We start from the raw sequence: 18,152 nt of genomic DNA, 5'->3' as shown, positions 1-18,152 counted from the left end.
CCCCCCAAACCGATCACAATTCCACTCATTGGCACACGTATCGGCCACACCCTTCGGCGGCGGACCGAATCGCTGCTGGTCCTGCCGTGAATCTACGTCTTGTCACGCATGGTCAGCCATTACTCGGACAGGCTCCTAGCCATGTCGATCAATGCCCAAGGCTACTTCAATGCGCTCCGGAGCTACTTGAATACAGCTCATTATCAGATCATGGAGACGGACGGAGGGCGTGTCGTCTTGAAGGAGAAGGTTTTTCTCCCGGGTAATCAGGAGAAAGAAATCCGGGTGCGTCTGCACGTTCCCGGCGAAGCCCTGGTCATCAATCTAGACAAGAAAAACCGCAATGGCAATTCCGACCCCCTCTTCCACTTCCTCGACGACAACGCCAAGCCCTGGTCGAAACGGTGCGACTTTGTGATCTTCCATCTGTATCGCGAAAAGTTGAGTGCGTTCATCATGGAGTTCAAATCGGGCAGCTTCCCGGAGGGCTTGGTTGACCAGGTCAAGGCGAGCGAAGCGTGGTGCCGCGCTCTGCACAGCATCATCAAACTTTACACCGGCAAGGCCAAGCCTCTTCACCTGACCAAGTATGTGCTGTCCTGCCATGCCAACCCGGCGGCTTACTTGGACGCAGCCGGAAAATACCTGCAACGCGATCATTCCATCCGCCATTATCTCTATCAGGACATCGACGGCCTGGCGCTCAACGCCTTGGACAACACGAACGTGGAAACTATTTCCTAAACCATGAAAAAGCACACCGAAGACCGCCTCGAAGACGCGATCATTGACCAACTGACGACACGGGGTGGCTATATCTTTGTGGATTACCGCGAGGGCGAGGCGAAGGACCGCTTCGACAAGATGCGTGCGCTCGATCCGGTGCTGGTGCTGAATTTCATCCAGGCAACGCAGGAGAAGATGTGGGACAACCTTAAAGCCATCCACAAAGCAGAGACGGAAAAGGTAGTGCTGGACCATCTGGTCAAGGAGCTCGACACCAAAGGCATGGTCAAGGTGCTACGTCAGGGCTTCAAGTGCTATGGCAAGTTGCTACGCGTGGCGGTGTTTGCCCCCAACAACCGGATGAACCCGGACACGCTGACGATCTACGGGAAGAACCAGCTCTCAGTGACGCGGCAGCTCTACTACGGCACGGAGCATTCCAAGTCGCTCGATCTGGCCCTCTTCCTCAACGGCTTGCCCATCGCGACGGCGGAACTCAAGAACCCGCTCTCCGGCCAAACGGTGGAAGACGCGAAACGGCAATACAAAAAGGACCGGGATCATCGCGAACTCCTTTTCGATTTCACGAAACGCACGCTGGTCCATTTCGCCGTGGATCAGGATCAGGTGTTCATGACCACGCGGCTGAGCGGGGACAAGACGCACTTCTTGCCCTTCAATCTTGGCAACCAAGGTCATGCCGGCAACCCTCCGGCTGCCGATGGCGGCTATCGCACGGCCTATCTCTGGCGTCAGGTGTGGCAGCGGGATAGTCTGCTCGACATCCTCGGGCGCTTCATGCACCTGCAAGTTGAGGAGAAGCGCATCCTCACGGATGAGGGCATCCGCAGGATCACCAAGGAGACGATGATCTTCCCTCGGTATCATCAGCTCGACTGTGTGCGTGGTTTGGTTGGCCACACCGAGGCGCATGGCCCTGGGAAAAACTACCTCGTCCAGCACTCAGCTGGTTCTGGTAAGTCCAACTCCATCGCCTGGCTGGCGCATCAGCTCTCCAGCCTGCACGACGCCGCAGACAAGAAGATTTACGATTCAGTCATTGTGGTGACAGATCGAAGGATTTTGGATCAGCAGCTCCAAAACACCATTTATCAGTTCGATCACAAGCAAGGTGTGGTGCAAAAGATTGATGAGGACACGCGGCAACTGGTGCAGGCCCTGGCGAATGGGACGCCTATCATCATTACGACGCTCCAGAAATTTCCCTTCATCGCGGAAACATTGGGAAAGCTGCGGGAGGAGGATCATCCCGGCATCAGCATATCCACGAAGGATAAGCAATTTGCGGTCATCATCGATGAGGCACATAGCTCACAATCCGGGGAAAGTGCGATGGAACTTAAAGGCGTGCTGAACGCCGACCGAATCCAGGAAGAAGCAGCGGCCTATGCTGCCGAGCAGAAGCTGGATGAGGATGATGAAGCCGACCAGCTTGCCGAAGTGGTGCGAGAGATGATGCGGCGGGGTAAGCAGCCGAACTTGAGTTTCTTCGCCTTCACCGCGACGCCGAAATATAAGACGAAAAAGGTCTTTGATGAACCCGGTTCGTCCGGCGAAGCGCCGTTCCACCTGTATACGATGCGGCAGGCAATTGGAGAGAAGTTTATTCTCGATGTGCTTAAAAACTACATCACGTACGAGACCTATTTCCGCATCGTTCAGGCCACGGAAGCAGATGTCCATGTGGAGCGCAAGAAGGCAGCTCGTGCGTTGGCTCGCATCCTGACACTACACCCGCATAATTTGGCTGCCAAGACCGAGGTGATGGTGGAGCACTTCCGAACGCATGTGAAGCATAAAATCGGCGGGCGCGCCAAGGCGATGGTAGTTACCGACTCCCGACTTCATGCTGTGCGCTACAAGTTGGCGTTTGATAAGTACATCGCTGAGAAGGGCTATACGGATGTTCGGACACTGGTCGCTTTCTCTGGCATCGTGGAGGACCCCGATGCTCCTGGCAAGAACTGGACGGAAGTCTCGATGAATGGCGGCATCAAGGAAAGTGAGCTGGCTGAGAAGTTCGACGGTCACGAGTACCAAGTGCTGTTAGTTGCGGAGAAGTATCAGACCGGCTTTGACCAACCACTGCTGCACACGATGTACGTGGACAAGAAGCTCACCGGCTTGCATGCCGTCCAAACGCTCTCGCGGCTGAACCGTACCTGTCCGGGCAAGGAAGACACATTTATCCTCGATTTTCGAAACAAGCCGGAAGAAATCTTTAAGGCCTTCAAGCCCTACTACGAGGACACGCCCACCGAGCCCTTAACGGACGCGCAGCATCTCTATCGGCTGCAACATCAAATCGAAGAGACGGGTCTGATTTATGTGGAGGAGGTCAACGCCTTTTGCGCTGTCTATTTCAAGCCGCGCCGCAAAGAGACGGTGCATGATCACGCTCAGATGAACGGCGTTTTGGATCAGGCGGTGGAGCGGTTTAAGGAACGTCCTGAGCAGGAACGGGAGGATGTGAAGGCGTTGCTGGTCAACTTCCGCAATATGTACAGCTTCCTGTCACAAGTGATCCCGTATCAGGATTCCGACCTGGAACAGCTTTATACCTACCTGCGTTTTCTCCTCACCAAGCTGCCTAAGCGCGAGGCGGGGCCTGGTCAACATCTAGAAGACGAGGTTGAACTCCAATACTACAGGCTCCAAAAGATCAGCGAAGGTCAGATTGATCTCACTGCGGGTGCCGCCCATCCGCTCAAAGGGCCGAGTGACGTTGGCACCGGGCAGGACGATGAGACAATCAAGCTGTCTGAGCTTATCGATATTCTTAACGAACGCTTCGGCACAAATTTCACCCAAGCCGATCAACTCTTCTTTGATCAGATTCAGGAAGAGGCCATCGAGAGCGACACGCTTCAGAAAGCAGCGGCGACAAACTCGAAAGACGACTTCCGTTACGTGTTTGAGAAAGCCTTTGAGGGACTCGTCATAGATCGCATGGACGGCAACGAAGAGATTTTTGGGAAACTCATGGCCGACGGTGAGTTTCGGAAGCTCGCTATGGAGCACATGTTGCACAACGTCTATGGGGCGTTGAAGAATCCGAAGGGCGAGGGAACGAGGTGAAATGAGCGGGGGCATTCGAAACTTTAGAGAATCAATGCAGGCGTAAAGTGATATGAGGAGACAGGAGAACACTCGCCAGTTGTCACGGGGACGGCTGAAACCTGCTCATCGTCCCGCAATCACGTCGAACGATGCGGTATCCTTTGATCTAGGGCTTCCCGCCCGTCACACCCGTCAAGTGGATTCGCCGCTCTTTCTTTAACTCTCCCAGCAGCTTTTGCACCTGATCACGAGTCAGATGGGGGGCAAATTGATCGGGATTTTCCGCGTCAGGAGTTTTCTTGCTCTTTGTAGTCCACCACCTGAACCAGCTCAACAAAAACTTCTCTTTTGTTCACTTGATAGATTAGTCGGAAAAGACGAGGGACCGGGAAACGGTATGACTTAGTAACAATGTACTTCGGTGGGTTATAACCAGGAAGTTTGTATCCGGGCGGTTCTTGTTCGTGGGTTAAAAGCCAGGTCAAACCGGCGAATACTTTTCTAACCAAAGGATCTCTTCTCTCTTCTTCCTCAAGGTATTCTTCAGTGGCGGGCGCAACGCGGAGTTTCCTTACTGACTGCATCGCCTAGGCAATCTTGCTCAACGCTCGCTTTGCCCATCGTACATCTGCCTCTGTGACCTCATCGAGATCGGAAGCAAATATCGTTTCCAGAGGAAGCTCATCCCCGATTTCTGCTAACTCCCAAATCCTGTCATGAGAGGCAAGGCTGATCGAACTAGCAGTATGGTTAAAGCAGATCTCTCTGATTACATCATCTACTAAACTGATCTCATCGGGGGTAAATACAGAGAGGTTTGGCTCCTTGAGTGACACAAATTCTCGCTTCTCATAGTTATGGAAAGGGGTGTTCTTAACGGCAATCTTGTCTTCGTCTTCTAGCTTCTCGATGACTTGCAAGATGTGTTTAGGGACTGGACCGAACTGCCGCTTTACATATGTCTCCTTGGTTATAGAAATCCCTCGAGTCTCAAGGGAAATCGCATCCGCATACCAAAGAATTTTGTTTAGCTTCGTGGCCCCTAGCAGATTCTTATCGGGGCATTTAGAGCAAATGTAATGAACTAGCGCCTTCAATTTTTTGAGGTCGCGGCTCCCTAGCCTCTTATGTGCTCTTAAGCTTGACATGGTTCAGCTCCTGCCGATGAAGGTATTAGGAACCTGCGGACCAATTTTTCAAACTGATTTCCAATATTACGTATGTGCGAGGCAGGATCAAGAGGGTCAGATTATAGCTATCGTAGGAAGCGGTTAGCAACTGGGAAGCCGCTCAGCGGGCACTGTGTGGGCATCGGAAATTTCCAGGAATAGCGTAAATAGCGTAAGTGGTGGTGGTCCCAACGGGATTTGAACCCGTGTTTAAGCCTTGAGAGGGCTCCGTCCTAGGCCAGGCTAGACGATGGGACCATCCGGGACATATCGGCCCTCCTGCACGCTCTTGATACAACGCACGCCTGCAGGACTGCCAAATCGAGGGTGGAACGGTATCACAGAGACTTTCTGGTTTGCAAACGTACCCGACGCATCCGCGCTCACCTGGCGTCCGAGGGAAGGGCTCAACCCGTGAGAAGTACCGCTCTGGGCTTCACCACCGGCCGGGGCATCACCGACTCAAACCGAGCCGCCCATATTCCGGTGGAAAGTCTTGACAGAGAGGGCACCCAAAGCCTAGCCTCTCACCTTCCGATCAGGATGCACCTACGCCTACTTGAGGACGTACCGGAACGAGGATCACGATGTCAGAATCCCTTGCCCCACAACGCACAATCGGCGCCTCCACGCCCGATCCAACCGAGACAGAATCCTCGCGGCTAGGCCTCGAACTGCTCATCGGCTCAAATAAGTTTCGCAACACCAACGGGGTGGTTCGGATCCAGGGGAAAGAACAGCTGTTTTTGGAGTCGAAACCGGACCAGGGATTACTTCTCGTGACGATCGATCTGTACGGTGATACGGGTACACACATCGGCCATCTTCGCCGCAACGTCCTGGTATTGAATCCGACCAATCAATTCAGCGTCGACGTGCACCGTGCGGCCGCCGGCGCGACCGCCGACCATCCGTGGGTTCGGGTGACCGATCAATCTACCGGCCAGACAGTGCTGGAAGCCTGCGGCGTGGCGCACAAGAAAATCCAGGTGGCGCTGGGGAAATTCTATTCGCACAGAGGGATGCTCGTGGACATCACGCCCCATTACTGCCGCATTGGCTCCGGCACGACCCTCTTCGGCGATGTCAGTGAAAACAAAGGGGGGACCGTGGTGCTCGGCTGACGTTGCATTGCTCAATCCGCGCGTGTTCCTCCCCCCATCGACTCAAAACAGCGCACGTCTCAAAAGCTGCTCTAGCGCGATCCTTCCGCAATTTGGAAGAGTCCTTTGAGAATCTCCCATCATCTCGTAGAATGACCTTCATGCCGGACATCCACACCCCCAGCGTGCAAGCCTTCTTGGTGTGCGACCAAGTCATCGAAGACAGTCAGACCAAGAAGAAAAGCCTCATCGGCATCTTCACCCACTTACAGGCCGCTTCCTTCCCGTTTCAGCACAATCAGATGGGCCTGTACTTCTGCCTCACCGACGCAGAAGGCACGTACCACTTCGATATCGATCTGGCGTACATCAATACGGAGCAGTTGGTCTGTCGCGCCACGCTCCCTAATATCGTCATCGCCGACCGGTTGCAGATCTCCGATTTCGGCATCAATATTCCTTCACTGATGTTTCCCGCTCCCGGCCGCTACGAATTCCGCCTCCGGATGGAAGGACACCTCATCGCGCAAAAAGATTTCAACGTGATTCAAATGTCCCCGCACCAGACATCGGAAACCTCCGAACCCCTGTCCTGATCGGCTCCCATTCCCCCCGTTTCTCGCACACACCGGACTGTGGTACAACTACGCCCATTCTCATTCGCCATAGCCCCAACTGTCCGCATATCGAGCACGAAACTGATGACTGAACCAACATCGACAGGGCCCTCAGATTTCATTCGAGAGATCGTGGCGGCAGATCAAGCTGCCGGCAAGCACGGCGGCCGCGTCGTCACCCGCTTCCCGCCGGAACCGAACGGCTATCTCCATATCGGCCATGCAAAATCCATTTGCCTCAATTTCGGCCTCGCCAACGAAAACCCGGGCGGAGTCTGCCACCTGCGCTTCGACGACACCAACCCCACTACGGAAAATCCGGAATTCGTCGAGGCTATTCAGGATGACGTGCGCTGGCTGGGATTCGACTGGCACGGCAAAATGTTCTACGCGTCGGATTACTTCGAGCCGCTCTACGAATTTGCCGTCACCTTGATCAAGAAGGACAAGGCCTACGTCGATAGCCTCACCGCCGATCAGATGCGCGAATATCGCGGGACGCTCACCGAGCCCGGCAAGAACAGTCCGTACCGAACCAGACCCGTCGATGAAAATCTGGATCTCTTTCGCCGGATGCGGGCGGGGGAATTCCAGGACGGGACCCATGTCCTCCGGGCAAAAATCGACATGGCTTCTCCGAATATCAATCTGCGGGACCCGGTGCTCTATCGCATCCGCCATGCCGCCCATTACCGGACCGGTACCCAGTGGTGCATCTATCCGGCCTATGATTACGCCCACCCGCTCTCGGACGCCATTGAAGGCATCACCCATTCAATCTGCACCTTGGAGTTTGAGGACCACCGTCCGCTCTACGACTGGGTTGTCGCCGAATCGGGAGCGGCCCACCGGCCCAGACAGATCGAATTCGCCCGGCTGAACCTGACCTTCGCCGTCATGAGCAAACGCAAACTCCTGGAGCTCGTGACCAAGAAATTGGTTGCGGGCTGGGACGATCCTCGCATCCCGACGATCAAGGGACTACGGCGACGCGGTTATACGGCTGAAGCCATTCGCGCCTTTTGTGACCACATCGGCGTCGCCAAACGCGATGCGATCGTGGAGATGCAGCTGCTTGAATTCTTCATTCGCGAAGATTTGAACAAGCGCTCGCCGCGCGTGATGGCCGTCCTGAACCCACTCAAAGTCGTCATCGAAAACTATCCCGAGGACACGGTCGAGGAGATGGAAGCCGTCAACAACCCGGAAGACCCGACAGCGGGAACCCGACACGTGCCCTTTTCACGTGTGCTCTATATCGAACAGGATGATTTCCGCGAAGATCCGCCCAAGCAATTCTTTCGCCTGGCACCCGGACGTGAAGTCCGCCTGCGCTACGCCTACATTGTGAAATGTACCGGCGTCGTCAAGGATCCGCAGACCGGCGCCATCACTGAATTGCGCTGCACCTACGATCCCGATACCAAGAGCGGATCGTCCCAGGAACAGCGAAAGGTCAAAGCGACTATTCATTGGGTCTCCGCAGCCCATGCTGTTCCGGCGGAGGTGCGTCTGTACAACCCCCTTCTGGTCACCGATCCTGCCAAGATTCCATCGGACCAGGATTGGACGCAGTCCCTCAACCCCCAGTCGCTCGAACGCCTCACCGGATGCCTGGTCGAACCCAGCTTGAAGCAGGCGGCGATCGGAGCTCGCTATCAGTTTGAGCGAACCGGCTACTTCTGCGTCGATCCGGATACCTCCGCAAGCAGCCTCGTTTTCAACCGGACCGTGTCATTGAAAGATGCCTGGTCCAAGATCGAAAAGACACAGAAGATAGGCTAATCTTCGATTGCAGGATTCACCCTGCACTTATTATCTTCTGTTTCCGGTCAGTTCCGCTCATCTTTACATCCCTCCTATCCCTGCTAGGCTTGTGGGGTGCTGAACACCCCTTCACATAACACCCTGATTCGCACCTCGATTCAACACCTGGTGATCACGGCGCTTCTCCTGGCACCCGGCGCTGTCTGGCAGACAGATGCAGCAGACAACCTTGCACCAACCCCGATCGCTCACTCGGCAACTGACGCCGTCAAAGGCACCATTACGGAACTGCTGCGTATATTGGACGAGCCCACCATGAAACAGCCGGAGCGATCCGAGGCGCGAAGGCAAGCCATCGAACACATCATCATGCAACGGGTGTCATACGAAGAGATGGCCAAACGATCCCTTGGCACGCCCTGGGCGGAACTCCCCGAGACCGATCGCCGGGAATTCGTTGAGCTCTTTGTGCAGCTGCTTCGAGACAATTTCGCCGGCCGGATCAGCGAACATTCCGCCGCAGCCGTGTCCTATCTGGGCGAACAACAAGAAGCCCAATTCGCCGAAGTGAAAACACATCTCAAGAGTCCGAAGATCGATACCCGGGTGGATTTTCGGTTATTCCTTCAATCGGGGGAATGGCTGGTCTACGATGCGGTTGTGGATGGGGCCAGTATCGTCAGCAATTACCGCGCGCAGTTCACGAGCATCATTCGCGACGTGTCCTATGTCGGGCTCGTCAAGAAGATGAAACAGAACGCGGTCGCGGTGAAGCTGTTCGAACACCCTTCCGCCCGCTAGTCCACCCCGGGAGGTTCTCATGATCGAGTGCCGCGAGCATCGTCGCATCCCCGTCGAGCTCCAAGTCTTCTTTTCCACGACCAATCAAACCGAGATCCGCGAAGGCACGATGTTCGACATCTCCGCCGGAGGCTGCGCCGTGACCAGCACGGCCCCGATCAATCCCGGGTCTGGTGTCCGGCTCCTCATTCGGGCCACCGACCTGGGTTCGCCGATCACGGTCCACTCCGCCGCCGTCCGCTGGGCGAATCATGGCGAATTCGGCGTCGAGTTTTTGAATCTGTCCGATCTGGATCGCAGCCGCCTGCAACGTTTTCTGCACGTCGCCAAACCCCAGACCAAATCCTAGCAAACGCCCGCCCTCTTGCCTAACCAAGCCGGGAGAATGGTAGACTTCCGGCATGAAATGCCCGGTCTGCCGCACACCCACCGAGTGGAAGGACAATCACTGGCGCCCCTTCTGTTCCGAACGCTGTCAGCTCACGGACCTGGGCACCTGGGCCACCGGAGGCTATCGTATTCCGGGCACGCCGCTGACCGTCGACCAAGAAGATCCGGCAGACGAAGATCCGGATACGTGATGAACCGGACCCCTCACTCCAGACAATTGATCGCCTGATACTCCGGCCCCACGATCGTCGTTCCCGGAATCCCCCACCATGATCGCATCACCGTGGCATATAGACTCCGGTAGTCGACCCGATATCTCAGATCCCCTTCCTGAAGATCGTTCAGCGACGGCATGCTTCCGTACAATCCGCCCTTCACAGATCCGCCCAGGAAGAAATGCGGAGCCGCAGTCCCATGATCCGTTCCGGCACTGGCGTTCTCGCCGACCCGCCGGCCGAATTCTGAATAGGTCATCAGCAAGACGCGATCCCACAGTCCGGCTTGAACCATTGCCTGACGGAACGCGACCAGCCCGTCGGCGAGCTCCTTCAACAACCGCTCATGATGCCCCAGCTGACCGGCATGAGTATCGAAACCCGTCTGCGAGACTTTGATGACTGCCACCGGCACCTTGGCCGCCAGCAATTGCGCCGCCGTCTCCAGCTGGTGTCCGATCGGCGACGGAGGGAAAGTCGTCTGCAGCGGCGAGGCATGTTGCAAGCGTATAGCCAGATCGCCTGCGGCATGGGTAAGTTCCCGTTGCACCTGGAGGATGTGAGCCAGTGCACGATTGGGACTCGATTGTTCCACCGCCTTCACGTGACTGGCCTGCTGGAGAAACTGCTGCGGATCATGCAGCGCGACCGTCCGGACTGTCCTGCCGCTCAACGGCCCGCCGTCTCGCTGGCCGAGGAGAATTCCGTCGGCAGTGTACTCTGCCGGCAACGGATAGGTCTCAAACAAACGGGCGAGCCAGCCCTCATCCAATACTTGCTGGCTGGCCGACGCCGTGTCCCAGATTTCGATCGACCGGAAATGCGATCGGTTCGGATCGGGATAACCGACACCCTGGATAATCGCCAACTGCTGCTTCTCCCAGAGAGGCATGAGCGGCTCCAGCGCATAGTGCACCCCGACCGACGGCGAGAGCTGCAGCACCCGCTCGCGAGGAATCGCCAGATGAGGGCGAGCCTGGTAATACCGCTCGTCGGAATACGGCACGAGTGTATTGAGCCCGTCATTGCCTCCGTGCAACTCGACCAAGATCAGAATGCGATCCCACCGGCCCCGCGCAGGCGCGGAAGGAGCCGCGAAAAGGTCACACGGCCGTGGAGCCAGCACCAGAAGCGGGAGCGTCGCCGCCAGTTTCAGCAGGTCTCGTCGAAACATCTCGTCCCCCTCACTTCAATTGATAGGTCGGATCCATCACCAGATGATGCACCCTCTGCCACCGATCCGCTCCCGTCGGAATCGGATTGACCGGCGGCACCGGAACCAAGACCGCTTGCACGGTCTCCGACTCTTCCTCCGTCATCCAGGCGGCGCCGTGCATCTCGCTCATCGTCGCATGCGTATGCATGGGTCCGCCCATGTCCGCACCCCGCAGGCCCCGTTGCAAGAGTTGCCAACGATTCAACAGCGTCGCACTGGTAATCCAGCGAGTCCCTCCGGGCCAGCCCTTCACGTTGGGGGGATCGAAGAGATCCTGCCCCAGGCGTTTCCCATATTTTGCAAGCATGGCCGTGTCTTGAATGGGCAGATTCAGAAGACGGACGGTACCGACCAGTAATTCGACCGGCGACTTCACGAGCACTCCGCGCGTCTCGGATGCCCAGAACTGCGGCAGCGTCAGCAGCCCCCGCAGCAGCGGTTTGATCTGATACCCACTATTTCGAACCTCCGCCGCGAGCCGATCGACCTCGCGCGCCTCCGGCTCGTCCGAAATAAACTCCCGCCACAATTTGGCCGTGAGGTAGCGTGCACAGGCCGGCTGATCGAGCGCGATCGCGAGAATATCATCACCCCCAAACGCCCCGGTCTTCCCCAACACATGCTTGGCGCCCGCATCATGTTGGCGCCAGTTGAACGCGAACCCGCCGCCGTGATGGAGGGCAACATGCCAGCCGGTAAAGGCGCGGGCCGCTTCCTTGATGTCGATCTCGGTGTACTGCCCTTCCCCAAGAGTGAACAGCTCGAAGAGCTCGCGGGCAAAATTCTCGTTGGGATGATCCTTATGGTTGGTCTGCGTATCCAGATACAGCACCATCGCCGGATCCTTCGCAATCTGAAAGAGCAGATCTCGGAACGAACCGAGCGCATGGTGGCGAAGCAGCACGTTCTGGTGGTACAGCAACGCCGGCCATTTGACCTTGTGAAAACTGGACGTAAAGTGATTGTGCCAGAACAGGGTCATCCGTTCAGTCAACGGGGATGGCGTGGTGAGGAGCTCCTGATACCACCAGCCCTTCAGCTCGAAGGCGTCCTCCCGCCGCTCCTGTTTGAACGCCTTCTTCTGCTCGACGCTCAACCCCTTCATCCCCTCGGCAGGCGGCAGAGCATTGAGCACATGGGAGGGAGCGCTCGTCCTGGCAGTGGGGGCAACTCCGGCAAGCAGTCGATCGATGGCGGCCTCACGATCGAGCGCAGTCAGTTCGCGGATTTCTTCGGGAGTCCCACCGAATCCCGTGCGAGCCAACAGATGCCGCGCATCCTGAAAGGTCATGGGCATCGCAGACACTCCTTCGACATGGGTTAACTCGCTGCATCATACAACGAAGGATAGGCCCCGCGGTTGACGGCTCACTCCGTCGCGACACATTCCCCATTGGCATCCGACTGCTAACTTGCTATGGTCTTGGAGCCCTTCGCTAACTTACCCATACCAGGAGCATCTCCATGCTGCAAACCAAAGGCTACGCCGCAATGACCGCCAAGGCGGCGTTGACGCCGTTCTCATTCGAACGGCGTGAGGTCGGTCCTCGCGACATCCTGATCACCATCACCCATTGCGGCATCTGCCACTCCGACATCCATCAAGCCCGGGACGAATGGGGCGGGTCCATTTTCCCCATGGTGCCGGGGCATGAAATCGTCGGAACAGTGGCGCGCGTCGGAAAAGAGGTCAAGACGTTCAAGACAGGCGACCGGGCTGGGGTAGGCTGCTTTGTCGATTCCTGCCGAAGCTGCCCTTCTTGCCGGGAAGGGCTAGAGCAGTATTGCGACGTTGGCATGCTGCTCACCTACAGCGGACGCGACAAGAGCGGCCAGATCACCCAGGGCGGCTACTCCACCCAGATCGTGGTCGATGCGCAGTATGCATTGCGGATTCCCCAAGCCCTCTCAGCCGCCGGCGCCGCCCCGCTCCTGTGCGCAGGCGTCACGACCTATTCCCCGCTCCGTCACTGGGGCGTCGGCAAGTATCATAAGCTCGCGGTGGTGGGTTTAGGCGGGCTTGGTCACATGGCCGTGAAGATCGCACGGGCACTCGGCACCGAAGTCACCGTCCTGAGCACCTCGGAGAAGAAGCGGCAAGACGCCATGCGTTTAGGAGCCGCGCATTTCGAGGTCACGTCGCAACCCGGCACGTTTGCCAAGCTGCAGCGGCATTTCGATTTCATCATCGATACCGTCTCGGCTCCGCATGACTACAACGCCTTAGTCAATTTGCTGAAGACCGATGGGACGTTGATCCTTGTCGGCGCGCCGGAAAAACCGGCGCCGCTCGAACCGTTTCCGTTGATTCTGCATCGACGGAGCATCGCCGGCTCCGTGATCGGCGGCATCCGCGAGACTCAGGAGATGCTCGCCTTCTGCGCGGAACACCACATCGAGTCCGACGTCGAAGTGATTCCAATCCAGCAGGTGAACGACGCCTACGAACGCGTCCTCAAGGGTGACGTGCGGTTTCGATTCGTGATTGACCTGGCCTCACTGCGCTAGGCGAGCCGCTCGGACAACAGCCCAATCAGGGTTCGACTGTCACCGTGATCTCGTGCAGCCCGGCTGCCCCATCCGGAGCCGGGTCCTGTTCGACGGATGATTGAACCTTCCCGGTACCATCTATGGCGCGGACAAGGAGCGTATGCCGGCCGGGATTCAGAACCGCCCAGTCGTAACGCCAGAATCGCCATGCAGCATTCGAAAGCGGGACATCGAGCATCGCGGGCATCCAATGTTCCCCGCCGTCTGTGCTGATCTCGACCCGCCTGATGCCTCGAACACCGGCGAAGGCAAGGCCTTCCACCCTATGACGCCCCCCTGTAAGGGTTGTGCCATGTCCTGGCAGATCGATGCGTGAGGTGGTCTTGATGATCGCCTCGTCGGTCCAGCCCTTCTGCGCGTAGTAGCCCTTGTAATCCTCGGCCACGACGTCGATCGCCGTCAGCCATTGCACGCTCTTCATGCCGTAATGGCCGGGCACAATCATGCGGGCAGGAAATCCGTGGCCTAGAGGAAGCGGCACTCCGTTCATCCTGTGCGCGATCAACACATCGCCCGCCACCGCACGATCGAGACGAATCCCGTCTGAATAACCATCGGCCGCACGGAAGACGACATCATAGGCTCTTGCACTGACACCGGCTTCCTCCAGCAACGCGCGAAGCGAGACCCCTTCCCACTCGGCCGTGCTGATAAATTCCCCCGCCACCGTATTCCCAACGCATTCGAGCGTCACGATCTGCGAGATTGTCGGCTTGGCCAGCAATTGATCGTACGTCAGAGTCATGGGCCGTTCGACCAGGCCGTTGATCACCAAGGACCACTCGTTGAGGCGAATCGTCGGAGGACTGCGGTAGGAAGTGACGTAGAATTCATCGTTGGGCGTGATCGACTTCGTCAGCTTCGGCTCGGGCTGACCGAAGAGGCGGTTCAGCACTCCGGCTGCGGCCGACGAGGGCAGGGCTGCCGCCAACAACAGTCCCCCGGTCGTCTGCAGAAATCGTCGCCGTGACAGCTGTGGCATCCTGCCCCCTTAGGACGGCTCAGCAAGCAGCGATTGAATCTTCGCTTCTGTGTCCTGGTAGCCGCCTTCGCCGACACGCACATGGCGGATCACGCCGCGCTTGTCGATGAGATACATCGCCGGCCAATAGCGGTTGCCGTAGGCATTCCACGTCGAAAAGTCGTTATCGATCGGCACAGCGAAACGAATATCGTGATCCTTGATATAGCGCCGCACGTTGTCGATTTCGCGCTCGTGCGAGAACTCAGGCGAATGAACGCCGATGATGACGAAACCCTGATCGGCATACTTCTGATGCCATTGCTTCACATAGGGCTCGACGTTCCGGCAGTTGTAACAGCCGAAGGTCCAGAACTCGACCATGACTACTTTCCCCCTCAGGTCCGCCAGCCGTAGGGGTTCGCTGTTCAGCCAGGTGGAATTGGTGATGTCCGGCGCCTTCATGCCGGCTCCCGCATTGACGACGGCCCAGGGCAGCAACAGCCCCGCAAGGATGACGAGCGTACCGGTCATGATGCGATCAAGCATGGCGCCCTCCTTCTCCAATTACGTTCGTCGATTCGCGGCTGGATGTACGCGAGCAATCGGGACAGGCACCGTCTGCGACGAAGCCCGTCCCTACTTGGCAATCGCAATCGCCGGCGTCGGATACTTCGTCAGATCGGTGACGGTCATCTGAAACAAATTCGAGAGCACTGCGAATGCTTCCTGATTCCAACTGGGAACCATTCCCTGGCTTACGGGGTACTTGCGGATCGAGTAGTAGCGGCCGTCAAACGGTACGGAGAATTCATAGTCGCCCGGCTTTGAGACCGATTCTTCGATCTCCAGTGTCCTGGCCGGATTGCGCACCACAAGCTGGGTCCGCGGATCGGGCGACACCATCATCTCCGGTTCCTCCTCGATACTGCGCGCCACAAATCCGATAATCGCGTTCATGCTGCGAAGCAGAATCGAACCGTGCAAGGGATAGTCGCCCCCGGGATGGCCCGGCCTGAGGTCCACCAACACCGAATCGGACGGCACTCGTTGCGCCTCCTCATGGAGAGCCCGCCGCTCGTCGTTCGACAGCCTGGCCGGATCGTAATTGGCGATCAACAACCGGCCGACGGCCTTACGACGCACTGTATGGACCTTGCCCTCGCTGTCGCCTTCCCATCGGAACCCCTTTTCCAGCGCCGCCACGACTTCATCAGGGTTCGGCGGGCGATTCGTTCGCACCGTCTGGCTCTCTTCGAAGAGGATCGGACCGACGAACAACTTGCGCTCCGCATCCAAGCCCGCGAGGGGCAACAGCCGGCGGCGAAACTCCAGATAGCCCTCTGCCTGGGACGGCTGGCTGAACAAGACGAGAGGCCCACGGACATCGTCGATGGCAATGCCGCGCGCCATGAGGCGTAGCACCATGTTGATGTCATAGCCCTGCCGTACGAGAAACTCGAACTTATCCTCATCCAGCGGACGCAAGACACGCTTCGTAAACTCTTCGCCCGTAATCGGCCCGATCGTGATCGTCGGATTCTCCGCCACGCTGGCGCTGTACTCGAGATTGATCGGACGGTCGGCTGAATCCGTCACCGGACCGAATCCGCCGCGAATGCCTGCGCTCGTACGGAAGTCGAATGTCGCCGCCACGCTCGAGACCGCCGTGAAATGGACCGGCCGATGGTAGCGGGCACGCGCGATGTTGAGCAGCAGCAAATCGGCTTCGACATAACTCACCGTTCGGTCGTACTCGATCACCGCCCGATGCATGGCAATCGGCGAGAGACAGCCGGCGAGGAGTAACGCGCCGAAAGAGAATATGAAGCAGGTTATATGTTTCACGGGTCACTCTCGCTGGCTATATTCCCGCATACCACTCATATCCTTGGTCTTCCCAATAGCCGCCCCTTCCTCCTCCAATATCGGCGAGGGATTCCACCAGTTCGATGTGCTCCACATACTTCGCCTGCTTGTAGCCGAGCTGGCGTTCGAAGCGCAGACGAAGCGGCGCGCCGTGCGGTACGTCGAGCGGTCGGCCGTTCAGGTCATAGGCCAGGATCGTCTGGGGGTGAAAGCAATCGGCGACGGCCATACTCTCGTAGTACGGGACACCCTCGTCGTCGGCATCAGCACAATGAAAGACCGCATACTTCGCCGTCGGCAATGGCTCCACTTTGCGCAGCAAGTCGCCGAGCGGCACGCCCGTCCACTTCCCGATGGCACTCCAGCCCTCGACACAATCGTGCCGGGTGATCTGGGTCCGCGCCGGCATTTCCCTGATTGCGGCCAGTGAAAACCTCGTCGGCGTCTTCACCAGCCCGTCGATCAGCACATCCCAGTCGGCAAAATCCTTCTTCACCATCTCGGCATACTCTTCCGTTCCTGGATCCGTGTTCCCGTTTGCCGGGAACACCCGTGAGATGTCAGCCTCCCCATACTCTTTCGCCATGGCACTGGCCGGAGCAATCGCTCGCTGGATGCCTTCGGTCAAACGTTCCGCCTTCTGCAAGATCGATGGAAACCAGTTGCTCTGCGTCAGGTTGTCGCAACCGCCGAGTGCGAGAAGACCGGCGGCTCCGACTGTGCCCTTCAAAAATCCTCGTCGCTCCAAAGCTCGTTCAGGCTTCATGGCTTCACTCCTTCATGCGATACAACGAAGTATCCGGTGATCATCGACCGGATGTTGTTGAAGAATCCTGTGAGAATGACTTGCGAGACATGGATTACGACAAATCCGACGAACGAGAAGCAGGCGATGAAATGAATCGTGCGCGCCGCCTGGCGACCGCCGAAGATGCTCAACAGCCAGGGGAAAGCCGCATCGATCGTGGGCGACATCGTCAGGCCGGTCAGCACGATCAGTGGCGCGAGGCCGAAGATCACGCTGACGTAGGCCAACTTCTGCAACACGTTGTAGCGCTTCGCTTCCTCGCCTTTCGGGTGACGCAACACGAGATGGTCTTTCACCGCTTGCGGGATCTGTTTCAGATCCTGGCCGGTCGGCAGAAGATCTTTCTTGAAATGTCGGCTGATGAAGGCATAGGTTGCAAAGAGCAGTCCGTTGATCACAAAGAACCAGGCGAAGAAGAGATGCCATTGCCGCCCCATCGCGAGCCACCGGGCGCTCGGGACCGTCGCCCATCCGGGGAAGCCCTGCCTCATGCCATTGGAGTAGCCCAGCACGCCGGTCGTATCGAAGGCGTGACCTAAGACCGTTGTCAGCCCGCGGATCTCCCCGCTCTCATTCTTCACGGCCTGCATGGAGAGAAGCGGCTTGTCGCGATCCGAGCGATCCCCCCAATAAAGCGCCGGATGCGCATTGAAGATCTGGAGGCCGCTCATGATCAGAATAAAGAGACAGACCACATTCAGCCAGTGACCGATGCGGACCGGCAGCCGGTGGCGATACACCCGTTCGGTATGGATCGCCCGACCCGGCACCGCAGAGGTGGACGGAGTTATACCGACCGGCTCGACTTCACGGGATCTGGGTTCCGCGAGAACGGCGGGACTGGTCGAAGATTGGAGGTTCATACAAGGCTCCTTGCTC

18 protein-coding genes and 1 tRNA gene are annotated in these 18,152 nt (G+C 57.6%); 9 read left to right on the top strand and 10 right to left on the bottom strand.

Going from position 1 to position 18,152, the window contains the following annotated elements:
- Positions 1 to 237 precede the first annotated feature (237 nt).
- Together Q8N04_01640 and Q8N04_01635 are read left to right on the top strand one after the other, a co-directional pair.
- On the top strand, positions 238 to 744 hold the full coding sequence (locus tag Q8N04_01640; GenBank protein ID MDP3089351.1) for a hypothetical protein: 507 nt from the start codon (positions 238 to 240) through the stop codon (positions 742 to 744).
- A gap of 3 nt (positions 745 to 747) precedes the next feature.
- Positions 748 to 3,825, top strand: a complete 3,078-nt coding sequence (locus Q8N04_01635; protein ID MDP3089350.1) for a type I restriction endonuclease — start codon at positions 748 to 750, stop codon at positions 3,823 to 3,825.
- Positions 3,826 to 3,973: 148 nt separating this feature from the next.
- Here Q8N04_01635 and Q8N04_01630 read toward each other — a convergent pair whose 3' ends face one another.
- The 3 genes from Q8N04_01630 to Q8N04_01620 all read right to left on the bottom strand — a co-directional run bounded on the left by Q8N04_01630 (position 3,974) and on the right by Q8N04_01620 (position 5,234).
- Positions 3,974 to 4,141 (bottom strand): hypothetical protein, encoded by a 168-nt coding sequence (locus Q8N04_01630; GenBank protein ID MDP3089349.1) that lies wholly within the window; start codon positions 4,139 to 4,141, stop codon positions 3,974 to 3,976.
- A gap of 253 nt (positions 4,142 to 4,394) precedes the next feature.
- A complete protein-coding gene (locus tag Q8N04_01625) occupies positions 4,395 to 4,955 on the bottom strand; it encodes a Panacea domain-containing protein (GenBank protein MDP3089348.1) in 561 nt (186 codons plus the stop codon).
- Positions 4,956 to 5,156: 201 nt separating this feature from the next.
- Positions 5,157 to 5,234: transfer RNA gene (locus Q8N04_01620), tRNA-Glu, on the bottom strand.
- Between the two features lie 329 nt (positions 5,235 to 5,563).
- Here Q8N04_01620 and Q8N04_01615 point away from each other — a divergent pair.
- From Q8N04_01615 to Q8N04_01590, 6 genes are all read left to right on the top strand, one after another.
- Positions 5,564 to 6,100, top strand: a complete 537-nt coding sequence (locus Q8N04_01615; protein ID MDP3089347.1) for a hypothetical protein — start codon at positions 5,564 to 5,566, stop codon at positions 6,098 to 6,100.
- 140 nt (positions 6,101 to 6,240) lie between these two features.
- Positions 6,241 to 6,675, top strand: coding sequence for a hypothetical protein (locus Q8N04_01610; protein ID MDP3089346.1), 435 nt, complete (start codon positions 6,241 to 6,243; stop codon positions 6,673 to 6,675).
- A 105-nt stretch (positions 6,676 to 6,780) separates the two neighbouring features.
- A complete protein-coding gene (locus Q8N04_01605; GenBank protein MDP3089345.1) occupies positions 6,781 to 8,481 on the top strand; it encodes a glutamine--tRNA ligase/YqeY domain fusion protein in 1,701 nt (566 codons plus the stop codon).
- Positions 8,482 to 8,631: 150 nt separating this feature from the next.
- Positions 8,632 to 9,264, top strand: a complete 633-nt coding sequence (locus Q8N04_01600) for an ABC transporter substrate-binding protein (protein MDP3089344.1) — start codon at positions 8,632 to 8,634, stop codon at positions 9,262 to 9,264.
- Positions 9,265 to 9,283: 19 nt separating this feature from the next.
- Positions 9,284 to 9,613 carry a PilZ domain-containing protein gene (locus Q8N04_01595; protein ID MDP3089343.1) on the top strand — a complete coding sequence of 110 codons (330 nt, stop codon included), beginning with the start codon at positions 9,284 to 9,286 and terminating at the stop codon, positions 9,611 to 9,613.
- A 52-nt stretch (positions 9,614 to 9,665) separates the two neighbouring features.
- On the top strand, positions 9,666 to 9,845 hold the full coding sequence (locus Q8N04_01590; GenBank protein ID MDP3089342.1) for a DNA gyrase inhibitor YacG: 180 nt from the start codon (positions 9,666 to 9,668) through the stop codon (positions 9,843 to 9,845).
- 13 nt (positions 9,846 to 9,858) lie between these two features.
- Here Q8N04_01590 and Q8N04_01585 read toward each other — a convergent pair whose 3' ends face one another.
- Both Q8N04_01585 and Q8N04_01580 read right to left on the bottom strand, forming a co-directional pair.
- Entirely contained in the window at positions 9,859 to 11,043 is a 1,185-nt protein-coding gene (locus tag Q8N04_01585) for a DUF1501 domain-containing protein (GenBank protein MDP3089341.1), read from the bottom strand.
- A gap of 10 nt (positions 11,044 to 11,053) precedes the next feature.
- Entirely contained in the window at positions 11,054 to 12,382 is a 1,329-nt protein-coding gene (locus tag Q8N04_01580; GenBank protein MDP3089340.1) for a DUF1800 domain-containing protein, read from the bottom strand.
- Positions 12,383 to 12,549: 167 nt separating this feature from the next.
- Here Q8N04_01580 and Q8N04_01575 point away from each other — a divergent pair, with 167 nt between their 5' ends.
- The gene (locus Q8N04_01575; protein MDP3089339.1) at positions 12,550 to 13,593 is read left to right on the top strand and encodes an NAD(P)-dependent alcohol dehydrogenase; all 1,044 of its coding nucleotides are present in this window, start codon (positions 12,550 to 12,552) and stop codon (positions 13,591 to 13,593) included.
- Between the two features lie 25 nt (positions 13,594 to 13,618).
- Here Q8N04_01575 and Q8N04_01570 read toward each other — a convergent pair whose 3' ends face one another.
- The 5 genes from Q8N04_01570 to Q8N04_01550 all read right to left on the bottom strand — a co-directional run bounded on the left by Q8N04_01570 (position 13,619) and on the right by Q8N04_01550 (position 18,136).
- Complete coding sequence (locus tag Q8N04_01570) at positions 13,619 to 14,617, bottom strand: molybdopterin-dependent oxidoreductase (protein MDP3089338.1); 999 nt, start codon at positions 14,615 to 14,617, stop codon at positions 13,619 to 13,621.
- 9 nt (positions 14,618 to 14,626) lie between these two features.
- On the bottom strand, positions 14,627 to 15,145 hold the full coding sequence (locus Q8N04_01565; GenBank protein ID MDP3089337.1) for a redoxin domain-containing protein: 519 nt from the start codon (positions 15,143 to 15,145) through the stop codon (positions 14,627 to 14,629).
- 90 nt (positions 15,146 to 15,235) lie between these two features.
- Positions 15,236 to 16,444, bottom strand: coding sequence for a hypothetical protein (locus tag Q8N04_01560; protein ID MDP3089336.1), 1,209 nt, complete (start codon positions 16,442 to 16,444; stop codon positions 15,236 to 15,238).
- A 16-nt stretch (positions 16,445 to 16,460) separates the two neighbouring features.
- Entirely contained in the window at positions 16,461 to 17,231 is a 771-nt protein-coding gene (locus tag Q8N04_01555; GenBank protein MDP3089335.1) for a molybdopterin-dependent oxidoreductase, read from the bottom strand.
- Positions 17,228 to 18,136 (bottom strand): cytochrome b/b6 domain-containing protein, encoded by a 909-nt coding sequence (locus Q8N04_01550; protein ID MDP3089334.1) that lies wholly within the window; start codon positions 18,134 to 18,136, stop codon positions 17,228 to 17,230. Before Q8N04_01550 ends, Q8N04_01555 begins: the two co-directional genes overlap by 4 nt.
- Positions 18,137 to 18,152 lie beyond the last annotated feature (16 nt).

It is taken from the genome of Nitrospira sp., from assembly GCA_030692565.1.
Classification (GTDB): Bacteria; Nitrospirota; Nitrospiria; order Nitrospirales; family Nitrospiraceae; genus Nitrospira_D.
The sequence above is the reverse complement of the archived record's forward strand: the minus strand, read 5'-3'. Positions and strand labels throughout refer to the sequence as shown.